Origin of the sequence: Aeromonas aquatica, from assembly GCF_000764655.1 — a bacterium.
Lineage (GTDB): Bacteria > Pseudomonadota > Gammaproteobacteria > Enterobacterales > Aeromonadaceae > Aeromonas > Aeromonas aquatica.
This window is the reverse complement of sequence record NZ_JRGL01000007.1, coordinates 177,800-194,951: the sequence shown is the minus strand read 5'-3', so window position 1 is coordinate 194,951 and position 17,152 is coordinate 177,800. Positions and strand designations below refer to the sequence as shown.

At 62.2% G+C, this 17,152-nt stretch carries 17 protein-coding genes; 3 read left to right on the top strand and 14 right to left on the bottom strand.

What is annotated here, in order from left to right; translation table 11 throughout:
• Nucleotides 1–27: 27 nt before the first annotated feature.
• Together ompA and LG30_RS0101535 are read right to left on the bottom strand one after the other, a co-directional pair.
• Nucleotides 28–1,059 carry a porin OmpA gene (ompA, locus tag LG30_RS0101540; RefSeq protein WP_033128943.1) on the bottom strand — a complete coding sequence of 344 codons (1,032 nt, stop codon included), beginning with the start codon at nt 1,057–1,059 and terminating at the stop codon, nt 28–30.
• Between the two features lie 284 nt (nt 1,060–1,343).
• Entirely contained in the window at nt 1,344–2,351 is a 1,008-nt protein-coding gene (locus tag LG30_RS0101535; protein ID WP_033128942.1) for an SGNH/GDSL hydrolase family protein, read from the bottom strand.
• Between the two features lie 243 nt (nt 2,352–2,594).
• Here LG30_RS0101535 and LG30_RS0101530 point away from each other — a divergent pair, with 243 nt between their 5' ends.
• On the top strand, nt 2,595–2,975 hold the full coding sequence (locus tag LG30_RS0101530; RefSeq protein ID WP_033128941.1) for a YgiW/YdeI family stress tolerance OB fold protein: 381 nt from the start codon (nt 2,595–2,597) through the stop codon (nt 2,973–2,975).
• Nucleotides 2,976–3,049: 74 nt separating this feature from the next.
• Here the strand turns inward: LG30_RS0101530 and mltC are convergent, their stop codons facing one another.
• The 5 genes from mltC to LG30_RS0101505 all read right to left on the bottom strand — a co-directional run bounded on the left by mltC (nt 3,050) and on the right by LG30_RS0101505 (nt 8,176).
• Nucleotides 3,050–4,150, bottom strand: coding sequence for a membrane-bound lytic murein transglycosylase MltC (mltC, locus tag LG30_RS0101525; protein WP_033128940.1), 1,101 nt, complete (start codon nt 4,148–4,150; stop codon nt 3,050–3,052).
• A 250-nt stretch (nt 4,151–4,400) separates the two neighbouring features.
• A complete protein-coding gene (locus tag LG30_RS0101520) occupies nt 4,401–4,673 on the bottom strand; it encodes an oxidative damage protection protein (RefSeq protein WP_033128939.1) in 273 nt (90 codons plus the stop codon).
• Between the two features lie 21 nt (nt 4,674–4,694).
• Nucleotides 4,695–5,756, bottom strand: a complete 1,062-nt coding sequence (gene mutY / locus LG30_RS0101515; RefSeq protein WP_033128938.1) for an A/G-specific adenine glycosylase — start codon at nt 5,754–5,756, stop codon at nt 4,695–4,697.
• An 87-nt stretch (nt 5,757–5,843) separates the two neighbouring features.
• Entirely contained in the window at nt 5,844–6,533 is a 690-nt protein-coding gene (gene exeB / locus LG30_RS0101510; RefSeq protein WP_033128937.1) for a GspB family T2SS assembly factor variant ExeB, read from the bottom strand.
• The gene (locus tag LG30_RS0101505; RefSeq protein WP_033128936.1) at nt 6,533–8,176 is read right to left on the bottom strand and encodes an ExeA family protein; all 1,644 of its coding nucleotides are present in this window, start codon (nt 8,174–8,176) and stop codon (nt 6,533–6,535) included. The genes exeB and LG30_RS0101505 overlap by 1 nt, the downstream gene beginning before the upstream one ends.
• 289 nt (nt 8,177–8,465) lie before the next feature.
• Here LG30_RS0101505 and LG30_RS0101500 point away from each other — a divergent pair, with 289 nt between their 5' ends.
• Entirely contained in the window at nt 8,466–9,704 is a 1,239-nt protein-coding gene (locus LG30_RS0101500) for a multifunctional CCA addition/repair protein (protein ID WP_033128935.1), read from the top strand.
• Between the two features lie 74 nt (nt 9,705–9,778).
• Here the strand turns inward: LG30_RS0101500 and LG30_RS0101495 are convergent, their stop codons facing one another.
• Together LG30_RS0101495 and LG30_RS0101490 are read right to left on the bottom strand one after the other, a co-directional pair.
• Entirely contained in the window at nt 9,779–11,044 is a 1,266-nt protein-coding gene (locus LG30_RS0101495) for an inorganic phosphate transporter (protein WP_033128934.1), read from the bottom strand.
• A gap of 25 nt (nt 11,045–11,069) precedes the next feature.
• Nucleotides 11,070–11,750: a TIGR00153 family protein gene (locus LG30_RS0101490; RefSeq protein ID WP_033128933.1), complete on the bottom strand. Its 681-nt coding sequence runs from the start codon at nt 11,748–11,750 to the stop codon at nt 11,070–11,072.
• A gap of 168 nt (nt 11,751–11,918) precedes the next feature.
• Here LG30_RS0101490 and LG30_RS0101485 point away from each other — a divergent pair, with 168 nt between their 5' ends.
• Entirely contained in the window at nt 11,919–12,872 is a 954-nt protein-coding gene (locus LG30_RS0101485; protein ID WP_033128932.1) for a CYTH domain-containing protein, read from the top strand.
• Nucleotides 12,873–12,955: 83 nt separating this feature from the next.
• Here LG30_RS0101485 and LG30_RS0101480 read toward each other — a convergent pair whose 3' ends face one another.
• From LG30_RS0101480 to LG30_RS0101460, 5 genes are all read right to left on the bottom strand, one after another.
• Nucleotides 12,956–13,426: an outer membrane lipoprotein gene (locus tag LG30_RS0101480; protein ID WP_033128931.1), complete on the bottom strand. Its 471-nt coding sequence runs from the start codon at nt 13,424–13,426 to the stop codon at nt 12,956–12,958.
• Between the two features lie 131 nt (nt 13,427–13,557).
• Nucleotides 13,558–14,010 (bottom strand): GNAT family N-acetyltransferase, encoded by a 453-nt coding sequence (locus LG30_RS0101475; protein WP_033128930.1) that lies wholly within the window; start codon nt 14,008–14,010, stop codon nt 13,558–13,560.
• A 92-nt stretch (nt 14,011–14,102) separates the two neighbouring features.
• Nucleotides 14,103–14,498 (bottom strand): nitrous oxide-stimulated promoter family protein, encoded by a 396-nt coding sequence (locus tag LG30_RS0101470; RefSeq protein ID WP_033128964.1) that lies wholly within the window; start codon nt 14,496–14,498, stop codon nt 14,103–14,105.
• A gap of 111 nt (nt 14,499–14,609) precedes the next feature.
• Entirely contained in the window at nt 14,610–16,412 is a 1,803-nt protein-coding gene (locus LG30_RS0101465; protein ID WP_033128929.1) for an aminopeptidase P family protein, read from the bottom strand.
• 33 nt (nt 16,413–16,445) lie between these two features.
• Complete coding sequence (locus LG30_RS0101460) at nt 16,446–17,111, bottom strand: GntR family transcriptional regulator (RefSeq protein ID WP_033128928.1); 666 nt, start codon at nt 17,109–17,111, stop codon at nt 16,446–16,448.
• Nucleotides 17,112–17,152: the final 41 nt, after the last annotated feature.

Here is a 17,152-nt window from a genome sequence, read left to right as displayed (position 1 = left end):
TTGTTATCTGCTGTGGACGGATTCGGATTATTGCTGAACCTCCGAGACCCCCTGTACCTTGACCTCGACCCGACGATCCGGGGCCAGGCAGACGATCAGATCGCGCTTGGACGTGTTGGTGCAGCTGTCGCCAGTGACGGGTGACCCCTCACCGTGCCCTTCCACATTGACCTTGCCAGCAGGCAGACCCTTGCCAACCAGGTAGTCAGCCACGGTCTGTGCCCGTTGCTCGGAGAGTTTCTGGTTGTAGGCATCGGAGCCGATGCGGTCGGTGTAGCCGATGACGGTGGCGGAGCCATCCTTGGGTCTGGCTTCCTCGATCTGGTTGTAGAGGGTATCCAGTGCCTGACCGGCTTCCGGTTTGAGGGTGGCCTTGTTGAAGTCAAACAGCACGTCAGAGCTCAGGGTGAACTGCTTGTCGACGACCACGGGCTCGGGCGCCGGCGCCGGGGCGGCGACCGGCACAGCTGCAGCTACCTGACCGAAGCGGTAGACGGCGGCCAGCGAGAGCAGGCCGTTATCCATGCGCAGGCCAGTATCCTCTCTGCTGCCGTAAGGAGAGCTGTACTGGTATTCGAGGCGGGCCGCCCAATCCAGGTTGAAGGCGTATTCGGCTCCGAGGGCCCCGACGAAGGTGAAGTCATTGTCACTGTCCAGATTGTCGCTGCTGGTCCAGCCATAGCCGCCACCGATGCGGCCATAGAGGTCCAGGTTGTCTGCAACCGGGAAGCCCAGCTTCAGCGTGAGCTGGGCCAGCTGCGCCTCGACAGAGTCGTTGAAGACACCGGCATTTCTGGTGCCGTTGTACTTGAGTTTGCCAAGGTAGTCGTAACCCAGTTCGATTCCCAGATTCTGGTTGATTTGGTAACCAGCGAAGGCACCGGCACCCACTTCATCGTCGTCTTTGTCTTCAGTGATGATGGTGTTGCTCTCGTCGACGCCGTAGAAGTTGGACCAACCCAGTTTGGCACCGCCATACCAGGTATTGTCTTGTCCGGCCGCCTGAGCGTTGGCCGCAAGCAAGCCTGAGACCAGCAAGGTAATCAGTGTTTTTTTCATATGAAGCCTCTGCAATTTTATCTGTGGAGAGATCGAACTCGTATCGCCTCTTTGGGTTGAGCCTGTAACCAGTCACAACATGTTTAAACGTAGACCGTTTCTTTTTAATCACAAGCAACTGATATAAAACATATTGTGATAACTATTCGCATCATAGAGGAGTTAAAAGAAGAAGGGGCTAGTATGGCTCCAATTTGTGATGGGCGTCATATGAGTTATTTTTTTACAGACTGTCGTGGGGTTCAAAAAAGGCCGACGGATGTCGGCCTGTTGCAATGGGGTCATTACTGGGGGATGAACTCGTACTGTTGCTCGATGAAGGCTCCGGCCCGCTCGCTCAGGGCGGCGTGTACAAGGGTGGTGGGATGCACCTGATCCCAGAACATCTTGCCTTCGCAATTGAGCTCGCTTGCGCTGCGGCGGGCTATCGGGCTGGCGACGGCCTGGGCCAGCAGGGGGTTGCCGGCGATGGCGAGGCGCTCCTGCGGGGTGAAGGCGGCGAGTTGGCTGTCGGTGTTGGCATTGCGGGAGGCGAACGGCTTCCACACATAGCCGCCGTCGTAGCAGGCATTCTCGGTGTCACTCAGGCCGAAGTTCTGCGGCTCACGCAACATCTCGGCGAATTGCTTGTCGATCTCGAACAGCTTGACCAGGCCGGTGGGAGCCAGCTGGCGTGCCAGGTTCAGCAGTAACTCGTTGTGGTAGGCCGAGACATGGCTGGCTGCCTCCACCACCTTCTGGCTGCGGGCCGACGGGTTCTGGCCCAGATCCGGCAGGTTGAACAGCAGGATCTGCTTTGCGCCGTTCAGCACCAGGCGGTTGGCCGAGTCGCTGATGACGTCGCGCACCCGCTTGGCATCCTGCTCGGTGTTCCAGCCATAGGCCAGATAGTCGTTGGCGCCGACCCAGAGGATCACCAGATCGTCCGGCTTGAGGCTGTCTTTTGCCAGGAACTGGGTGATCTCGTAATCCAGGTTGTTGATGACCTGATACTTGGGGTTCCAGGAGATCTTGTTGTAGGCCACCGCGGTGGCGCCCCCTTCCGCCTCGTTGGCGATCTTCAGCCCCGGGAACTGTTGTGTCAGTTGCTCCAGCCAGACGGGCCCGTTGGAGAAGCGGCCCTGGTAGTAGGGCGGGCTGGAGGGGAGATAACCGCGCATCTTGTCGTACATCTTGCCGGTATCGGACAGGCTGTCACCAAACATCACTATACGGGAGAAGGCGGGGCGACTGTCGGCTGCCTGAACGCTCAGCGCGAAGAGTCCCACTACACATAGAAGCCATTTTTTCATATTGTCGTTCTCATTGAATTGGAAGCAGGCGGTACCTGCGGGCTGTTCCTCGATGGGACAACGCGGGCTGGGTACCCGTTTTGCCATGTTGCAGGGTATTTAGCCGAATAAAATTCTGCAGCATGGGATGTCGATTAAATCGATTACGGTCACACTCGACTCCCCCAGATGGGGGCCGCTTCACGTTTGTTTCACGGAGGAAGGGGCAAGATGAGCTCATACCGCAACGAACAGGAGCATGAAATGAACAAAGCAAGCGTAATCGGCCTGGTGGCCCTGATGTCCGTATCCTCTTTCGCCATGGCGGCCTACACAGGCCCGCAGGAGCAGAACAAGGTATCCGTCGCGCAGCTGAAAGACGTGGCGGATGACCAGTGGGTCACCCTGGAAGGCAAGCTGGTCAAGCATCTGGGTGGCGAGAATTACCTGTTCAAGGACAGCAGTGGCGAGGTGGAAGTGGAGGTGGATCAGAAGGTGTGGCGGGGCACCGAAGTAGGCCCGGACGATCTGATCCGCATCCGTGGCGAGGTTGACCACAGCTGGAACAAGACTGAGGTGGAGGTCGAGAGCCTGGAGAAGGTGGGCGCGGCGGCGCAGAGCCAGGGTGGCTTCATCGCCAAATAAGGCCAATCCCGACACCCGCTGGCCAGATGTGAAGAGGGCGCTTGATATCAAGCGCCCTTTTTCATGCTGTCAGCCTAACCCGCACGGCTGGCGACGGTGCGCTTGAATCCCTTCTCGGCCTGATTGACCTTGTAGAGGTAGCGGCGCGCCTCCGCCTTGGGGTGTTGCTCGGTCAGCACCTGATAGACCGCCTCAGGGGAGAGCCGGTTGATCATGTCCGGTGCGGCCTTGCGGTTGCTGGAGAAGGTGTTGAGCACTCCGCCGGCGCCGCCGTTATAGGCGGAGATCACCGCATAGCGACGGGACTGGGGATCCTGGATATCCGCCAGGTAGACGGTCTGCAGCAGGTGCAGATAAGCCGTCCCCACGTCGATGTTGTAGGCCGGGTTGAACAGGTCTTCCCGGGTCGGCTGGCCATTCTTGCCCTTGACCCGCACATAGACGTCCCGTCCTGCGGTAGCCGGGATCACCTGCATCAGACCATAGGCGTTGGCGTGGCTGACCGCATAGGGGTTGAAGCTGCTCTCGGTCTTGATCACCGCGTAGATCAGGCTCTCGGCGACCCCGTACTTGCGGGAGGCATCGCGGATGATGCTGGCGTACTTGTAACCGCGCCTGTCCTCATGGTTCGCCACCATGGGCATGTCGACGAAGAAGATGGTGCGGATGCCGAGGGTGCGCTTCTTCATCGCCGTGCTGAGCAGGTAGTCGGCATAGCGCTCGGCGCGCCAGTCGGAGCGGATCGGCTGACCCTGATTGTCCAGCACCTGGCCATAGAGGAAGGGCTCGCCGCCGGGCATGATCTCCCGATCCGAGTAGAGATCCACTTCCGCCGGATCGTCCGGGGTCAGCAGGGTCTCTATGATGGCACGGCGCAGATGGGCGCGGGGATCGATGCCAGAGACGGTCTCCACCATGATGTGGCCGTTGGAGAAGTCGATGTGGGCCCGGCTCTTGTACTGATCCGTGTATTTGACGTAGTCAAACTTGCCTGCGAACAGCGCCTCACGCCCCCAGATCTCGTTCACGTTATGGGAGAGCGCGCTGATCATGTGTTCAAAACCGCGCACGTCCTTGCCGTCGACCAGATCCTCCTCCTCTCCACCGGATTCGGGAGAGGAGGAGCAGGCAGAGAGAAACAGCAAGGCGCACAGCAGCCAAAAAATTCGACCCATAAGATCCTCAAGCTGGGCGGTGGGGCCGCCCGTCATTCAACGGCTGTGGGCCAGGGGAGATGGGCCATTGATGGCCCGGTGTGAGAATGCGTCCCCTGCTCACAGATAAAATTCACTGGCCGCGGGTGAGGAGAGGGATTGCCGTCCATAGCCACAGCCTGGCGTTTTCACCGCTCATCGGCTGCGCCTGGAGCGGGATGACGGTTCACGGCCACGTCTTGGATCCCTCAGTCTTGCCCGCCGATAGCGCTTATTGGCTGGGAGGGGTGTAGCCGTCGATGGCCACTTCACCCGCTTCGAACAGGTAACTCACCATCTCCTTTTCCAGCAGTTGACGATGCTCGACGTTCATCATGTTCAGCTTCTTTTCATTGATCAGCATCACCTGTTTTTTCTGCCATTCGGTCCAGGCTTCCTTGCTGATGTTGTCAAAGATCCGCTTGCCGAGCTCACCGGGGTAGAGTTGAAAATCCAGACCCGGCGCCTCTTTCTTCAGACGCTGACAAAATACGGTACGGCTCATGTTGACCTCTATGGTTGCAACTCAGGGTTGTAAGTCCGGGTAGGCGAGCAGACGGGCCGTGGCGGCCGCCAGCCCCACCTCGGCAGGATGGCGTAAGTTATACCAGAGTCGGGAATCCGCTTCCATGAGCAGCGGGGGCGGCGGGGCAGCCATTTCGATCAGCAAAGGCCGGATATCGAGGTGAAAGTGACTGAAAGTGTGGCGAAAGCCAGTCAATTCCCGATAATCGGTCTCGCCCAGGCCCAGCGAATGCAATCGTCCCTCCACCTCGGCCAGCGACTCCACCTGCGGGAAGCAGTAGAGCCCGCCCCAGATCCCCTGCGGTGGCCGTTTCTCCAGCAGCAGCTGATCGCCGTGGCGAATGAGCAGCATGATGCCGGCGCGGGCCGGAATGCTCTTCTTCGGCTTGCTGTTGGGATAGGCGGTGGGATTGCCCTGCGACAGCCCCTGGCAATCGGCCTGTACCGGGCAACGCTCGCAGGCGGGCTTGCTGCGGGTGCAGACGGTGGCCCCCATGTCCATCATGGCCTGATTGTACTGGGCCACCCCGAGCCGCGGGGTGAGGCGGGTCGCCAGCTCCCAGAGATCGGTTTCCACCTGCTTCTGACCGGGCCAGCCCGGCAGCGCCAGCCAGCGGGTGAGCACCCGCTTCACGTTGCCGTCCAGAATGGCGTGAGGCTGGCCCAGGGACAGGGAGAGCACGGCACCCGCGGTGGAGCGACCTATGCCGGGCAGCGCCATCACCTCATCCAGTTGTTCCGGAAACAGGCCGCCGTGCAGATCGCGGATAGTCTGGGCGGCCTTGTGCAGGTTGCGGGCCCGGGCGTAGTAACCGAGCCCGGTCCAATGGTGCAGCACCTCGTCGACGGGGGCGTCGGCCAGGGCCAGTACATCGGGGAAGCGGGCCATAAAACGTTCGTAATAGGGGATCACAGTAGCGACCTGAGTCTGCTGCAGCATGATCTCGGAGATCCAGACCCGGTAGGGGGTCTTGTCCTGCTGCCAGGGCAGGGTCTTGCGGCCGTGGATCTGGTACCAGTCCAGGATCCTAGTGGCGAAAGTCGCGTTGTCTGAGTTGCTCACATTCTGCTCATTTTTGTCGATTAAAAAGGGGAGCTCTCGGGCTCCCTCTTGCAATAGGCGACTGGCCAGCGAGGCCGGCCAGTCGGATTATCCGCGCCAGTCCTGCAGTGCCTTGAGGCTGGCGTGCTGGTTGCCGACCTGCAGGATGATGTAATCCTGGGCGATGGCGACCAGGGTCACCCCGGGGGCGACCTCGCTGCCCTCGTGCAGCTCCCGCCCGTTGATCACCACGGCTCGCTTGGCCGGGTCGGAGGAGTAGTTATGAGCCCCGTAGGACAGGGGCGGCACCTGCTGTTTCAGGGCAGGATCCAGGGCGCTGAGGGGCATGGCCTGCGGGCTGCTGGCCGCCGGTGCCGGGCTGGACTCTTCCTGAAGTGGCGTGTTGTTGAGCGCCTGCATGATGCGTTCGGCCAGGCTCTGGCCATCATTGCTGGCAGCCGGGGTCGCCTGGGCCGGTGCGGCGGCTTTGGGAACGACCACGGGCTCCGGCAGCGGCGGGGGCAGGGGGCGCGTGACCATGGGTTTGGGCTCGACCCGCACGAAGGGCGGTGTCACCAGCTCCTTTATCTCGACCCTCTGCTCTATGGGTTTGAGGTGATAGAGGTGCCAGCCGTAGTTGGCGCCCGCGCCCATGAGCAGGGCGAGGGGGGCCAGCAGCCACCAGATCCAGCGGCGGTTCGGCTCTTCCTCCTGGCTCACGGGCAGGCCCATGAGCGGCATGTGGGGAGTGAACTGGGGTTGATCGGCCCGGCGCAGGGCTTTGAGCAGGGTAGACATCAGGAAGCCTCATCCACTTGGGGATCCATGGGCTCGGCGGCCATGGTATCCAAATCGACCGGGACGCTGTTGCGCAGGGCATCATCTTCCAGTCTGGGCATGGGTTCACCGGCCTGCACGTTCAGCCGCAGCAGGGTATTGCTGCCGGCGATCCCGTCCGGGGTCAGCCCCTGCTCGCGCTGAAACTGCTGCAGCTTGTTCTTGAGTTGGGCATCGAAGCGACTCACCTTGCGATCCGGCTGCTGCATGGCGCGGCTCAGCGCATTGTCCAGCCACTGCACCTGGGTTGCACCGGCATTGTTGCCGATCAGGGTCACCCCGCCCTTGGGCATGCGCCACAGCAGGGTGTAGCTGCCCCCCCAGACATCGGACAGCCACTGCCGGTCTACTTGCCAGCTCTGGTTTCCGATGAGCAGGTTGGCCTTGTCCGGACCGAGGTTCACCAGGGTGGCGTAGTAGAGGCCGCCGGTCTCATCGGTCAGGCTGACCAAGGCCGGGTGTTGCAAGGCTTGCAGCTCCGCCAGGGAGGCGTCGCCCTCCTGACAGCGCAGGCCGGCGCGCGGTGCATTGTCACAGGTCGCCTCCTCCGGCTCGGTCTGGTAGCCCCACACCTTGTAGAGATTCTGCATGGCGCTATCGGGTTCGAGCGCCTGATTGATGGCGCGGGTCAGCTGTTCCTGCTGCTCCGGGGTCTCATCCACCTTGACCGGTACCTCCACCTTGACCAGGGGCCGGGCGGGGAAGACCCCAAACAACTGCCAGCCCCACCAGCCGGCGGCGACCAGCAGGGCCCCCACCAGCGCGACGGTCAGGCCGGACTGCCAACTGCCCTCGTCGCGAATGCCGCTCACCTCATAGGCCGCCTGGCTGATGTCGCCGTGCACTATCTTGTGGCTGCCACGGGCGAAGGCGGCGATCAGGGCGCGATCACAGATGAGGTTGATGAGCCGCGGGATACCGCCGGAGAGGCGATGCAGGGTCAGTATCGCCTTGGGGCTGAAGATGGGCTGGATGCAGCCTGCCACCTGCAGCCGGAAGCGCACATAGGCGTCCACGTCCTGGCGTGACAGCGGCAGCAGGTGATAGCGGGCGGTGATGCGCTGGGCAAGCTGGCGCAGCAGGGGCTGGCGCAGCATCTGCTGCAGCTCGGGCTGACCGATGAGCACCACTTGCAGCAGTTTCTTCTCGTCGGTCTCCAGGTTGGTGAGCAGTCGCAATTGCTCGAGCACGCCGGGCAGCAGATGCTGGGCTTCATCCACCAGCACCACGCTGCGCTTGCCCGCCGCCAGGTTGGCCAGCAGGTGATCGCGAATGAGATCGAACAGCAGCTTGAGGCCGGCGTCCTTGTCGTACGGCAGCTGGAACTCGTCGCAGATGGCCGCCAGCAGATCTCGCTCGGTCAGGGAAGGATTGAGGATGTAGGCGATCTCGGTGTCGGCCGGCAACTGCTGCAACAGGCAGCGGGAGACCGTGGTCTTGCCCGTGCCTACTTCACCGGTGAGCAGCACGAAGCCTCCTCCGTCCTGCAACCCGTAGTTGAGGTGGGCAAGGGCCTCCCCGTGACGTTCGCTCATATAGAGGTATTTGGGGTTGGGCGAGATGGAGAACGGCGGCTCCGACAGACCGAAGAACTGTGTGTACATAAGGATCCATTCCATTGTTATGGCGGCAGGTTAAAGCCTCCCCACAGGGATGTCAAAGACCCGGATACCATAAGAGGAGTCTCCTGCCCGATGGCTGAAACGGCGGGGGTGGTCGGGATCGAATTATGGCGAGAAAAAGTGGCTGGCCAGGGGGTGCTGTCCCTCTGCCATGGCCCGGTTCGCCAGCCTGATCTGAGGGGGGATGAGCGAGGGGATCGTCGTGTATGGCGGTCAAAAGCGGTATCATGGAGGCAAGTTATCGAGGCCGATTTATCGAGGGAGAGTGCGCGTGCAGACTTATCTGGTTGGGGGGGCGGTCCGGGATCGCCTGTTGGGATTGCCACAGGGGGACAGAGACCATCTGGTGGTCGGTGCCACAGTTCAGCAGATGCTGGCGCTCGGCTTCACCCAGGTCGGTCGCGACTTCCCGGTATTTCTCCACCCCAGGACCCAGCAGGAGTACGCCCTGGCGCGCACCGAGCGCAAGCAGGGGAAGGGTTATACCGGCTTCGTGTGCCACGCCTCGCCCGAGGTGACGCTCGAACAAGACTTGTTACGCCGGGATCTTACCATCAACGCCATCGCCGAAGACGAGCATGGGCAACTGCACGATCCCTATGGCGGCATCCAAGATCTGGAGGCGCGGCTGCTGCGCCACGTCTCCCCGGCCTTTGCCGAGGATCCCCTGCGCATCCTGCGGGTCGCCCGCTTTGCCGCCCGCTTTCATGCCCAGGGTTTCACCGTGGCGCCTGAGACGCTGGCGCTGATGCGGGAGATGACAGAGGCCGGTGAGCTCGCCCACCTGACCCCGGAGCGGGTCTGGAAGGAACTGGAGAAGGTGCTGCTGGGGCAGACCCCAGCGGTCTTCTTCGAGGTATTGCGCGAGTGCGGCGCCCTCAAGGCGCTGTTCCCCGAGCTGGATGCCCTGTTCGGGGTGCCGGCACCCGCCAAGTGGCACCCGGAGATCGACACCGGCATCCACACCCTGATGGTGCTGGAGCAGGCCTGTCAGCGCTCCCCCGAATTGCCGGTGCGCTTCGCCGCCCTCTGCCACGACTTCGGCAAGGGGCTGACCCCGCCCGCGTTCTGGCCGAGCCATCATGGCCACGGCCAGAAGGGGCTGCCGCTCATCCGCGATTTCTGCGAGCGTTTCCGGGTGCCGAACGACTGCCGGGATCTGGCGCTGCTGGTGAGCGATCTGCACACCCATATCCACATCGCCTTCGAGCTCAAGCCGGCTACCCTGCTCAAGCTGTTCGACAAGGCGGATGCTTGGCGCAGGCCCGAGCGTTTCGCCCAGCTGCTGGATGCCTGCCGTGCCGATTTCCACGGCCGTACCGGCTTCGAGGAGAAGGTCTACAGCCAGCCTGACTACGTGGCCCAGGCGCTCGAGGCGGCCCAGGCCGTTCCGGTCAAGGAGATAGTGGCGGCTGGCTTCAAGGGGGAGGAGATCCGCGAGCAACTCGCCAGGCGGCGGCTCGATGCCATCAGCCGGGTGCGCGATGACTGGACCTTTATCGAGGAGTGATGCCGGTCTCGAATGCCACGCATAAAAAAGCCCGAGTCAGTGACTCGGGCTTTTTGTCATCGGGCGCTTGGGCTTTAGGAGAAGCAGGCCTGCAGCACGTAGAAGATGGCGATGGCCAGGATGGCGCCGGCGGGCAGGGTGATGACCCAGGAGATCACTATGTTGCGCAGCACGCCGAGGTTCAGGGCCGCGATGCCGCGGGCCAGACCTACCCCCATCACGGCACCCACCAGAGTCTGGGTGGTGGAGATGGGCAAGCCGGTGCCAGAGGCGATCACCACGGTAGCGGCGGTGGCGAGCTGGGCGGCGAAGCCACGGCTCGGGGTCAGGTGAGTGATACCCGTCCCCACGGTCGCCATCACCTTCTCACCCATGGTGGCGAGGCCGATGACGATGCCGATGCCGCCGAGCGGCAGGATCCACCAGGCGATGTGGGAGTTGCCGGTGATCTGGCCGGCACTCTCGACTGTGGATACCACGGCGGAGAGCGGACCTATGGCGTTGGCCACGTCGTTGGAGCCGTGGGCGAAGGCCATGGCACAGGCGGTGATCACCATCAGGATGCCGAACACCTTCTCCACGTTGGCGAAGTGCATCTTGTTGTCATCCTGCGGGTTGTACTGCTGACCGCGAATGTAGAACCAGCCGCCGATGGAGAGGGTCACCGAGATGGCGATGGAGAGCAGTATGCCCTCGCCGTCGCTCAGGTGCAGACCGACGTGGGTCAGCCCCTTCTTGATGGTCACCAGGCAGATGACCAGCGCGGTCAGGAACATGTAGAAGGGGACATAGCGCTTGGCGTTGGCCAGCGGGTTGTCTGTGTTGAAGATGAGCTTCTGCACGCTGATGAACATGAAGTAGGCGATGATGCCCGAGATGGCCGGGGTGACCACCCAGGAGCCGACGATGCCGCCAAACTTGCTCCACTGTACCGCTTCCGGGCCGACGCTCACCACGGCGAAGCCGACGATGGCGCCGATGATGGAGTGGGTGGTGGAGACGGGCCAGCCGAAGTAGGAGGCCAGGATCAGCCAGAGGCCGGCCGCCAGCAGGGAGGCGATCATGCCGAGCACCAGCAGATCCGGGGTATCGGTGAAGGCATTGGTATCTATGATACCGTTACGGATCGTCGCCGTGACTTCGCCACCGGCCAGATAGGCGCCGGCGAACTCGAAGATCATGGCGATGATGATCGCCTGACGTATGGTCAGAGACTTGGTGCCGACCGATGTGCCCATGGCGTTGGCGACGTCATTCGCCCCTATGCCCCAGGCCATCAAAAAGCCGAACAAGGCCGCCACGAGCACCAGGGTGGTGCCGTAATTTGCGATAATGTCCATTAGTAGTGTTTACCCAGTCAGTCGATTACGAACGAGCCAGCATCAATTCCAGACGGGCGCCAACGCGCTCGGCCTGATCAGCCAGGTCACCTACCCATTCGAGGATCTTGTAGAGGAACATAACGTCGATCGGATTGTATTTCTGCTCAACGGCTTGCAGCTGTTGGCGCAGCCCGATCTGCATGGTGTCAGTATCGTCCTCGATGAGATCCAGCTGGTGGATCATCTCGGCAACCATTTCAACTTCACGTCCTTTAAAGCCGGTTTCGAGCAGCTCATCGAGTTCTCCGATGGCTTTTTCGGCTTGGGCGGTCGCATCGATACAACGTTTGAGATAGGCCATGAAGTCGGCACGCATCTCGGCGGGGAATTCCATTCGACGACCAAGCATGCGGCCGGAGATATCCTTGGCACGGTTGGCAATCTTGTCTTGCTGGGTCAGCAGCTCCAGCAGGTCGGTACGGGCGACCGGCAGGAACAGGCCACGAGGCAGTTTCAGACGAATTTCACGTTTGAGGATATCCGCTTCTTTTTCCAGCTGGGCGATCTGCTGCCGGATCTTCTCGGCATCTTCCCAACGGTCTTCGGCAACGGCATCAAAGAAGGGAACCAACTGCTGGGAGCACTGGTGAACCTTGACGATATGCTTCTGCAGCGGCTTGATGGGGGACTTGGCGAAAAGCCCCAGGATAGTATTTACTGGCATGGCCAAACCTGTGTCGGTGAAAAAACACTCGATACGATTTTAGGAGGGGCGCAGGATAACCGAACTATGCCCTTAATAAAACCGTGAATTAATCTAGATGATTCGCTGGCATTATATCCTCGCAATCGAGATCATGCCCCCCAAAGTTGCCTGCCGCCCGGAATAACTATGCAAACTGAGATCGAGATAAAATTTTTTGTCGTACGGGACATTCAAGAGAAAACATCCAACTTACTGAATAAACTCGACATTATATCTTCTGGTCGACTCGATCTCGGCAATGTCTATTTCGACACGCCTGATCTTGCCCTGCGTCGGCTCGACATGGGATTGCGGATCCGCCGCAGCGACAATTTTTCCGAGCAGACGATTAAATGTCGGGGTCAGGCGGTGGGTGGATTGCACGCCCGCCCCGAGTACAACGCCCCCGTGATGGGGGAATTACCGACCTTGGCCAGCTTCCCGGCCGACATCTGGCCGGCTCTTGCCGTGCGTGACGAGATCCAGTCCAGGCTTGTGGCCCAGTTCAGGACCGACTTTGTGCGCCAGCACTGGCTGGTGGCCTTCGAGGGCGCCGAGATTGAGCTGGCCTGGGATCGGGGGGAGATCGTCGGCTCCCTGGGTCGTACCGCCATCGACGAGCTGGAGCTGGAGCTCAAGACCGGAGACGCCCGCGCCCTGTTCGGGTTGGCGACCCGGCTGGCGGAGCTGGGCGGCATCAGGCTGGGGGCGCAATCCAAGGCCCAGCGCGGCTACCGGCTGGCGGGGCTTGGCAAGGCGCTGTCGCCGTACCCCCTGCCGGATGTGAGCGGGCTCGACGCCAGCGCTTGCATCAGTCTGGGCCTGCAGCACTGGCAGCATCACGAGCAGCTCTGGCTGGAGAGCGAGGGGTCGACGCGGCGACAGGCCCGCCTTGGGATCCTGCAGGCTTGTGCTCTGGTGGCGGAGGCGGCAGGCACTCTGGCGGCCGTTCCCTTCTGGCTGCCAGAACTGCTAGCCCAGCAGGCTTCGCTGGTGCAGGCGGCTGAGGGGGGAGACGAGCGACTGCTGGGGCTGTTCCAGCAGGCGGCGTTCGTGCGACTGCAACTGGCGATCGCGGCCTGGTTACATCTAGACGCCTGAGACCCGAAACCATCGGGTGACGGAAATGAAAAAGGTGAGCTCGGCTCACCTTTTTTGTGCTCGAAAGGAACCGCTAACTGAGGTCAGTTCACCACGGCCACGTTGATGCTGCCATTGCCCTGGGTCATGCGCACCCGGGCGCCCGGCACGAAGGTGGGGCTGGCTTTTTGCACCACCACGATCGCCTCACCGTTCTCTTTCTTGATCTCGATCTCGACCCCGTCGACCTGATTGAGCTTGTCCCCGGCAGCCTTGCCGGCCGCGGCGCCGGCGATGGCGCCCCCGGCGGCGGCGATGTCGCTGCCCCGGCCACCGCCTATGGTGCTGCCGAGCAGGCCGCCGACCACGGCGCCACCTATGGTGCCGAGAATGGCGTTGTCCTCACCCTGGATCTTGACCGGGCGGGTGGAGACGATGGTGCCATAGCTGACGGTCTGTACCTGCTTGGCGCGATCCTTGGTGTAGACGTCGCCGGAGTAGACGTCGCTGTTGGCACAGCCCGTGATAGCGGTGGTAGCGGCCAGCAGGGTGACGAGAGTGATACGTTTCAACATGATGAGCCTCCTGGGCGGGCATCGGGTTAATCTGGTTGTTGCGTTCAACTCTACGCCAACCGGATTGCGCATTAAACCCGCAAAGTGTAACCAATTATAAAATCTCGGAGTCGAGAAGGTCCTTAATGGAGTCAGGCCAGGGGTTTTTCCAGCAGCAGGCGATCCTCCCCCGGACCGAAATAGCCCGGCTCCTCGGCCAGCAACCCATAACCGAGGCGGAAGTAGAGGCGCTGGGCGGGGTTGGCGGGATCCACCGTCAGCCTGACGCGCGCCGTCTGCAGCGCACTCAGCCCCTGCTCTACCTGCAGCATCATCCGCTCGGCCAGGCCGAAGCCACGCGCCTCGGGCAGCACGGCGAGGGAGAGCAGCCAGCCCTGCGACCGATCCTGTCCCACTCCCCCCAGGGCATAGCCCAGCAGCCTGCCCTCCAGCTCCGCCACGATCAGCAGCTCGGGCCAGAGATCCATGGCTTGGCGGAAGAAGAAGGCGGGATAGACCTGCTCCCCGAAGACGTCGGCGTCGAGTCGCCCTATGGCGTGCATGTCGGCGTGGCGGGCCACTCTCAAAACGGGGGGCGGGTGCATCCGGGCTCCTGTCATTGGATAGGGACTGCCGGTTGGCAGTCAAAGGAGCCACAGGGTAGTGAGCGAGGCGGGTCGATGCAAGGGGGGATGACTCAGGGCGGGAGTGGTCTGCCCTGGGGTCGCCTGGGTGCCTTGCGGCGGCCATCCAGCAGGTGGCGCAGGGCGAGCCAGGGGTGATGCCACAGCATGCGCGGACCGCTCCAGCTCATGATCTGCTGGATCTGCTTGCGCATGGCGGGGGCATAGCAGTGGATGTCGCAGTTGGCGCAGGTCGGCTTGTTGGCCTGACCGTAACGGCAGCGGCGCAGCCGCTGGTGGGCGAATTCGCGTAACTGCTGGCAGTGCCGACAGTCGGGATCCTGATGATGGTGGTCACAGTAGAGGCGGATCATGGCGCTGACCGTCCGCTGCTCCCGTCTGAGCCTGGGGTGCTCGGGTGCCTGGCTGGCACGGGCACTGCGACGAGTGCCGGGTCGTTCGATGTTCATGGCGGTCATTGTCCTGACCTGAGGGGCAGGGGTGTTGATACAGGTCAAAGGCCGGGACAAAAAACAGGGCCCTTGGGCCCTGTTTCAGCGGACAACCTCGATTGTCTGCGATTAGATGAGGCTGGTCGCCTGCTCCAGCCAGGCGAGATCCTCGCCCTCCAGCAGCGGGCTCAGACGGCGGAACACCTCGACATGGTAGTCGTTGATCCAGCGGAACTCGTCCTGGCTCAGCAGGCTGCGATCGATGAGGCGAGTATCGAACGGCACATAGGTCAGCCGTTCGAAGCCCAGCATCGGCAGCTCGCCGCGCGACTCCTGCTCGGTCACTATCACCAGGTTCTCGCAGCGGATGCCGAACGCATCTTCCCGGTAGTAACCCGGCTCGTTGGAGAGCACCATGCCCGGTTGCAGTGCCACCAGGCTGCCCTTGGGGGCGATGCGCTGGGGACCTTCGTGCACGCTCAGGAAGTGGCCGACGCCGTGGCCGGTGCCGTGGTCATAGTTGTACCCGGCCTGCCACAGCGGCATGCGGGCCAGCACGTCGAGCTGGATGCCGGCGGTGCCGCGGGGGAAGCGAGCCTGATCCAGGGCGATGTGACCCTGCAGTACCCGGGTAAACATGGCCTTGTGTTCTTCGCTCACCTCTCCGACCTTGACGGTGCGGGTGATGTCGGTGGTGCCGTCCAGATACTGGGCGCCGGAGTCCACCAGATAGATGCTGTCCTGGCCGAAGGTACGCGGCACACCGTTGGTGTGACGGTAGTGGCACATGGCGGCGTTGGGGCCCAGCGCCGAGATGGTGTCGAAGCTCGGCTCCACATAGTGAGCCTGCTCGTGGCGGAAGGCCTCCAGCCGATCTGCCAGGGTGCCTTCATCCACCCCTTGGTACTCGCCGCTGGCGACCAGTCGGTCCAGCCAGGCGAGGAAGCGGGTGACGGCGACACCGTCGCGCAGGTGGGCGGCACGCATGCCGGCCAGCTCAATCTCGTTCTTGCAGGCCTTTGGCAGCATGGTCGGATCCTGACCGGCCACCAGGATGGCGCCCGCCTCCTCCATGATGAGTTGGGTCCAGGCGTTGGCGGTGTTCGGGTCGGCCAGCACCTTTTGCTGATCCTCACCGATGCGCCGCAGCACGTCACCCAGCTTGTCGATGGGGTAGACGGAGACATCCTGCCCCACGTGACGACTGAAGGCGATGCAGTCGACCTTGTCGGTGTCGACGAAGAAATCCATGCTGGTGTTGGCGTAGAGCACCGCAAAGCCCAGCACCACCGGCAGACGCTCCACGTCGCGGCCACGCAGGTTGAGCAGCCAGTTGATGGGCTCAGCCTGGGTCAGCAGCACCGCATCCAGCCCGCGCTTGCGCAGATTGCTCGCCAGCAGCTCGCGTTTGGCCTGGCTCGATTGGCCTGCCAGCTCTTCGCTGTAGAGGATGACCGGGGTCTTGGTGGGGACGGGGCGATCTGTCCAGTGCAGATCGATGGGGTTCTGCGCCACTCGCACCAGTTCGATGCCGCGATCGGCGAGGACGGCGTTGGCATTCTGATACCAGGCCAGGCTGTGCAGACGGGCGTCGAAGCCGACCCGGGCACCGGATGGCAGCTGTTCCGCCAGCCACTGCACATGGGGATCTTCGTTCAGATGGAGAAACTCAAACAGATCGGCCGGCGCCTGCAGGCGGGCCTGCACAGTGTAACGACCGTCGATGAACAGGGCCGCCCGCTGCGCCATGATGATGGCGAGCCCGGCGGAACCGTTGAAACCGGTGATCCAGTTCAGACGCTCGGCATGGGCGGGAATGTACTCCCCCAGGTGCTCGTCGTCGTGAGGAACGATGAAGGCGTCCAGTTCTTGACTGGCCAGAGTGACCCTGACCTGGGCGACGCGGCTTTCAATAATCTCGAGATGATTCATGTCGTTACTGCCAGATTGTGGTGATGTGAGTGTTCACTGATGGTGGCTGCCTGCCAGGATCTGTCGGATCGACTGGCCGGCCGCCTCGATATGTTGTTTGAGCAGGACCACCGCCTCGTGCTTGCGGCGGGCGCGGCACAGCTCCAGCAGCTTGGCGTGTTCGCGCTCGGCCTTGTCCACCCCGTCCTGGGCAAACAGCAGCTCGAAGCGCACATAGCGATCACAGCTCAGATTGATCTGGGCGATCAGCTCCAGTGCCTGAGGGCGATTGGCAGCCTGATAGAGGGTGGCGTGAAAACGGTGGTTCAATTCGGCCCAGTGTTCGATCTGGGTGCCGGACTCGAGCGCCAGATCAAACTGGGCCAGGATGGCTTGCGCCTGGGCGAAGGTTTCCTCCGTCATCAGATCGACGGCGTGGAACAGGGTATCGGCTTCCAGCAAGGCTCGCAAATAAAAGAGCTCCTCGATGGCCGAGGCGTCCAGCATGGTGACCACGGCGCCGCGATGGGCCTCGAACTTCACCAGCCCCTGGGCCTCCAGCTGCATCAGGGCCTCGCGCACCGGGATGCGGCTCACCGCCAGCGCCTTGGCGATGGCGTCCTGGCGCAGGGGGGCGCCGGCGGCAAACTCGCCGCGCAGGATCCGGCTGCGGAGGTTCTCCATCACCATTTGGGTGCGGGTCTTGTAGGGTGGGTTCATGCTCGGGTCACGGGGCAGGTTGCAAAATTGTATATTGTATA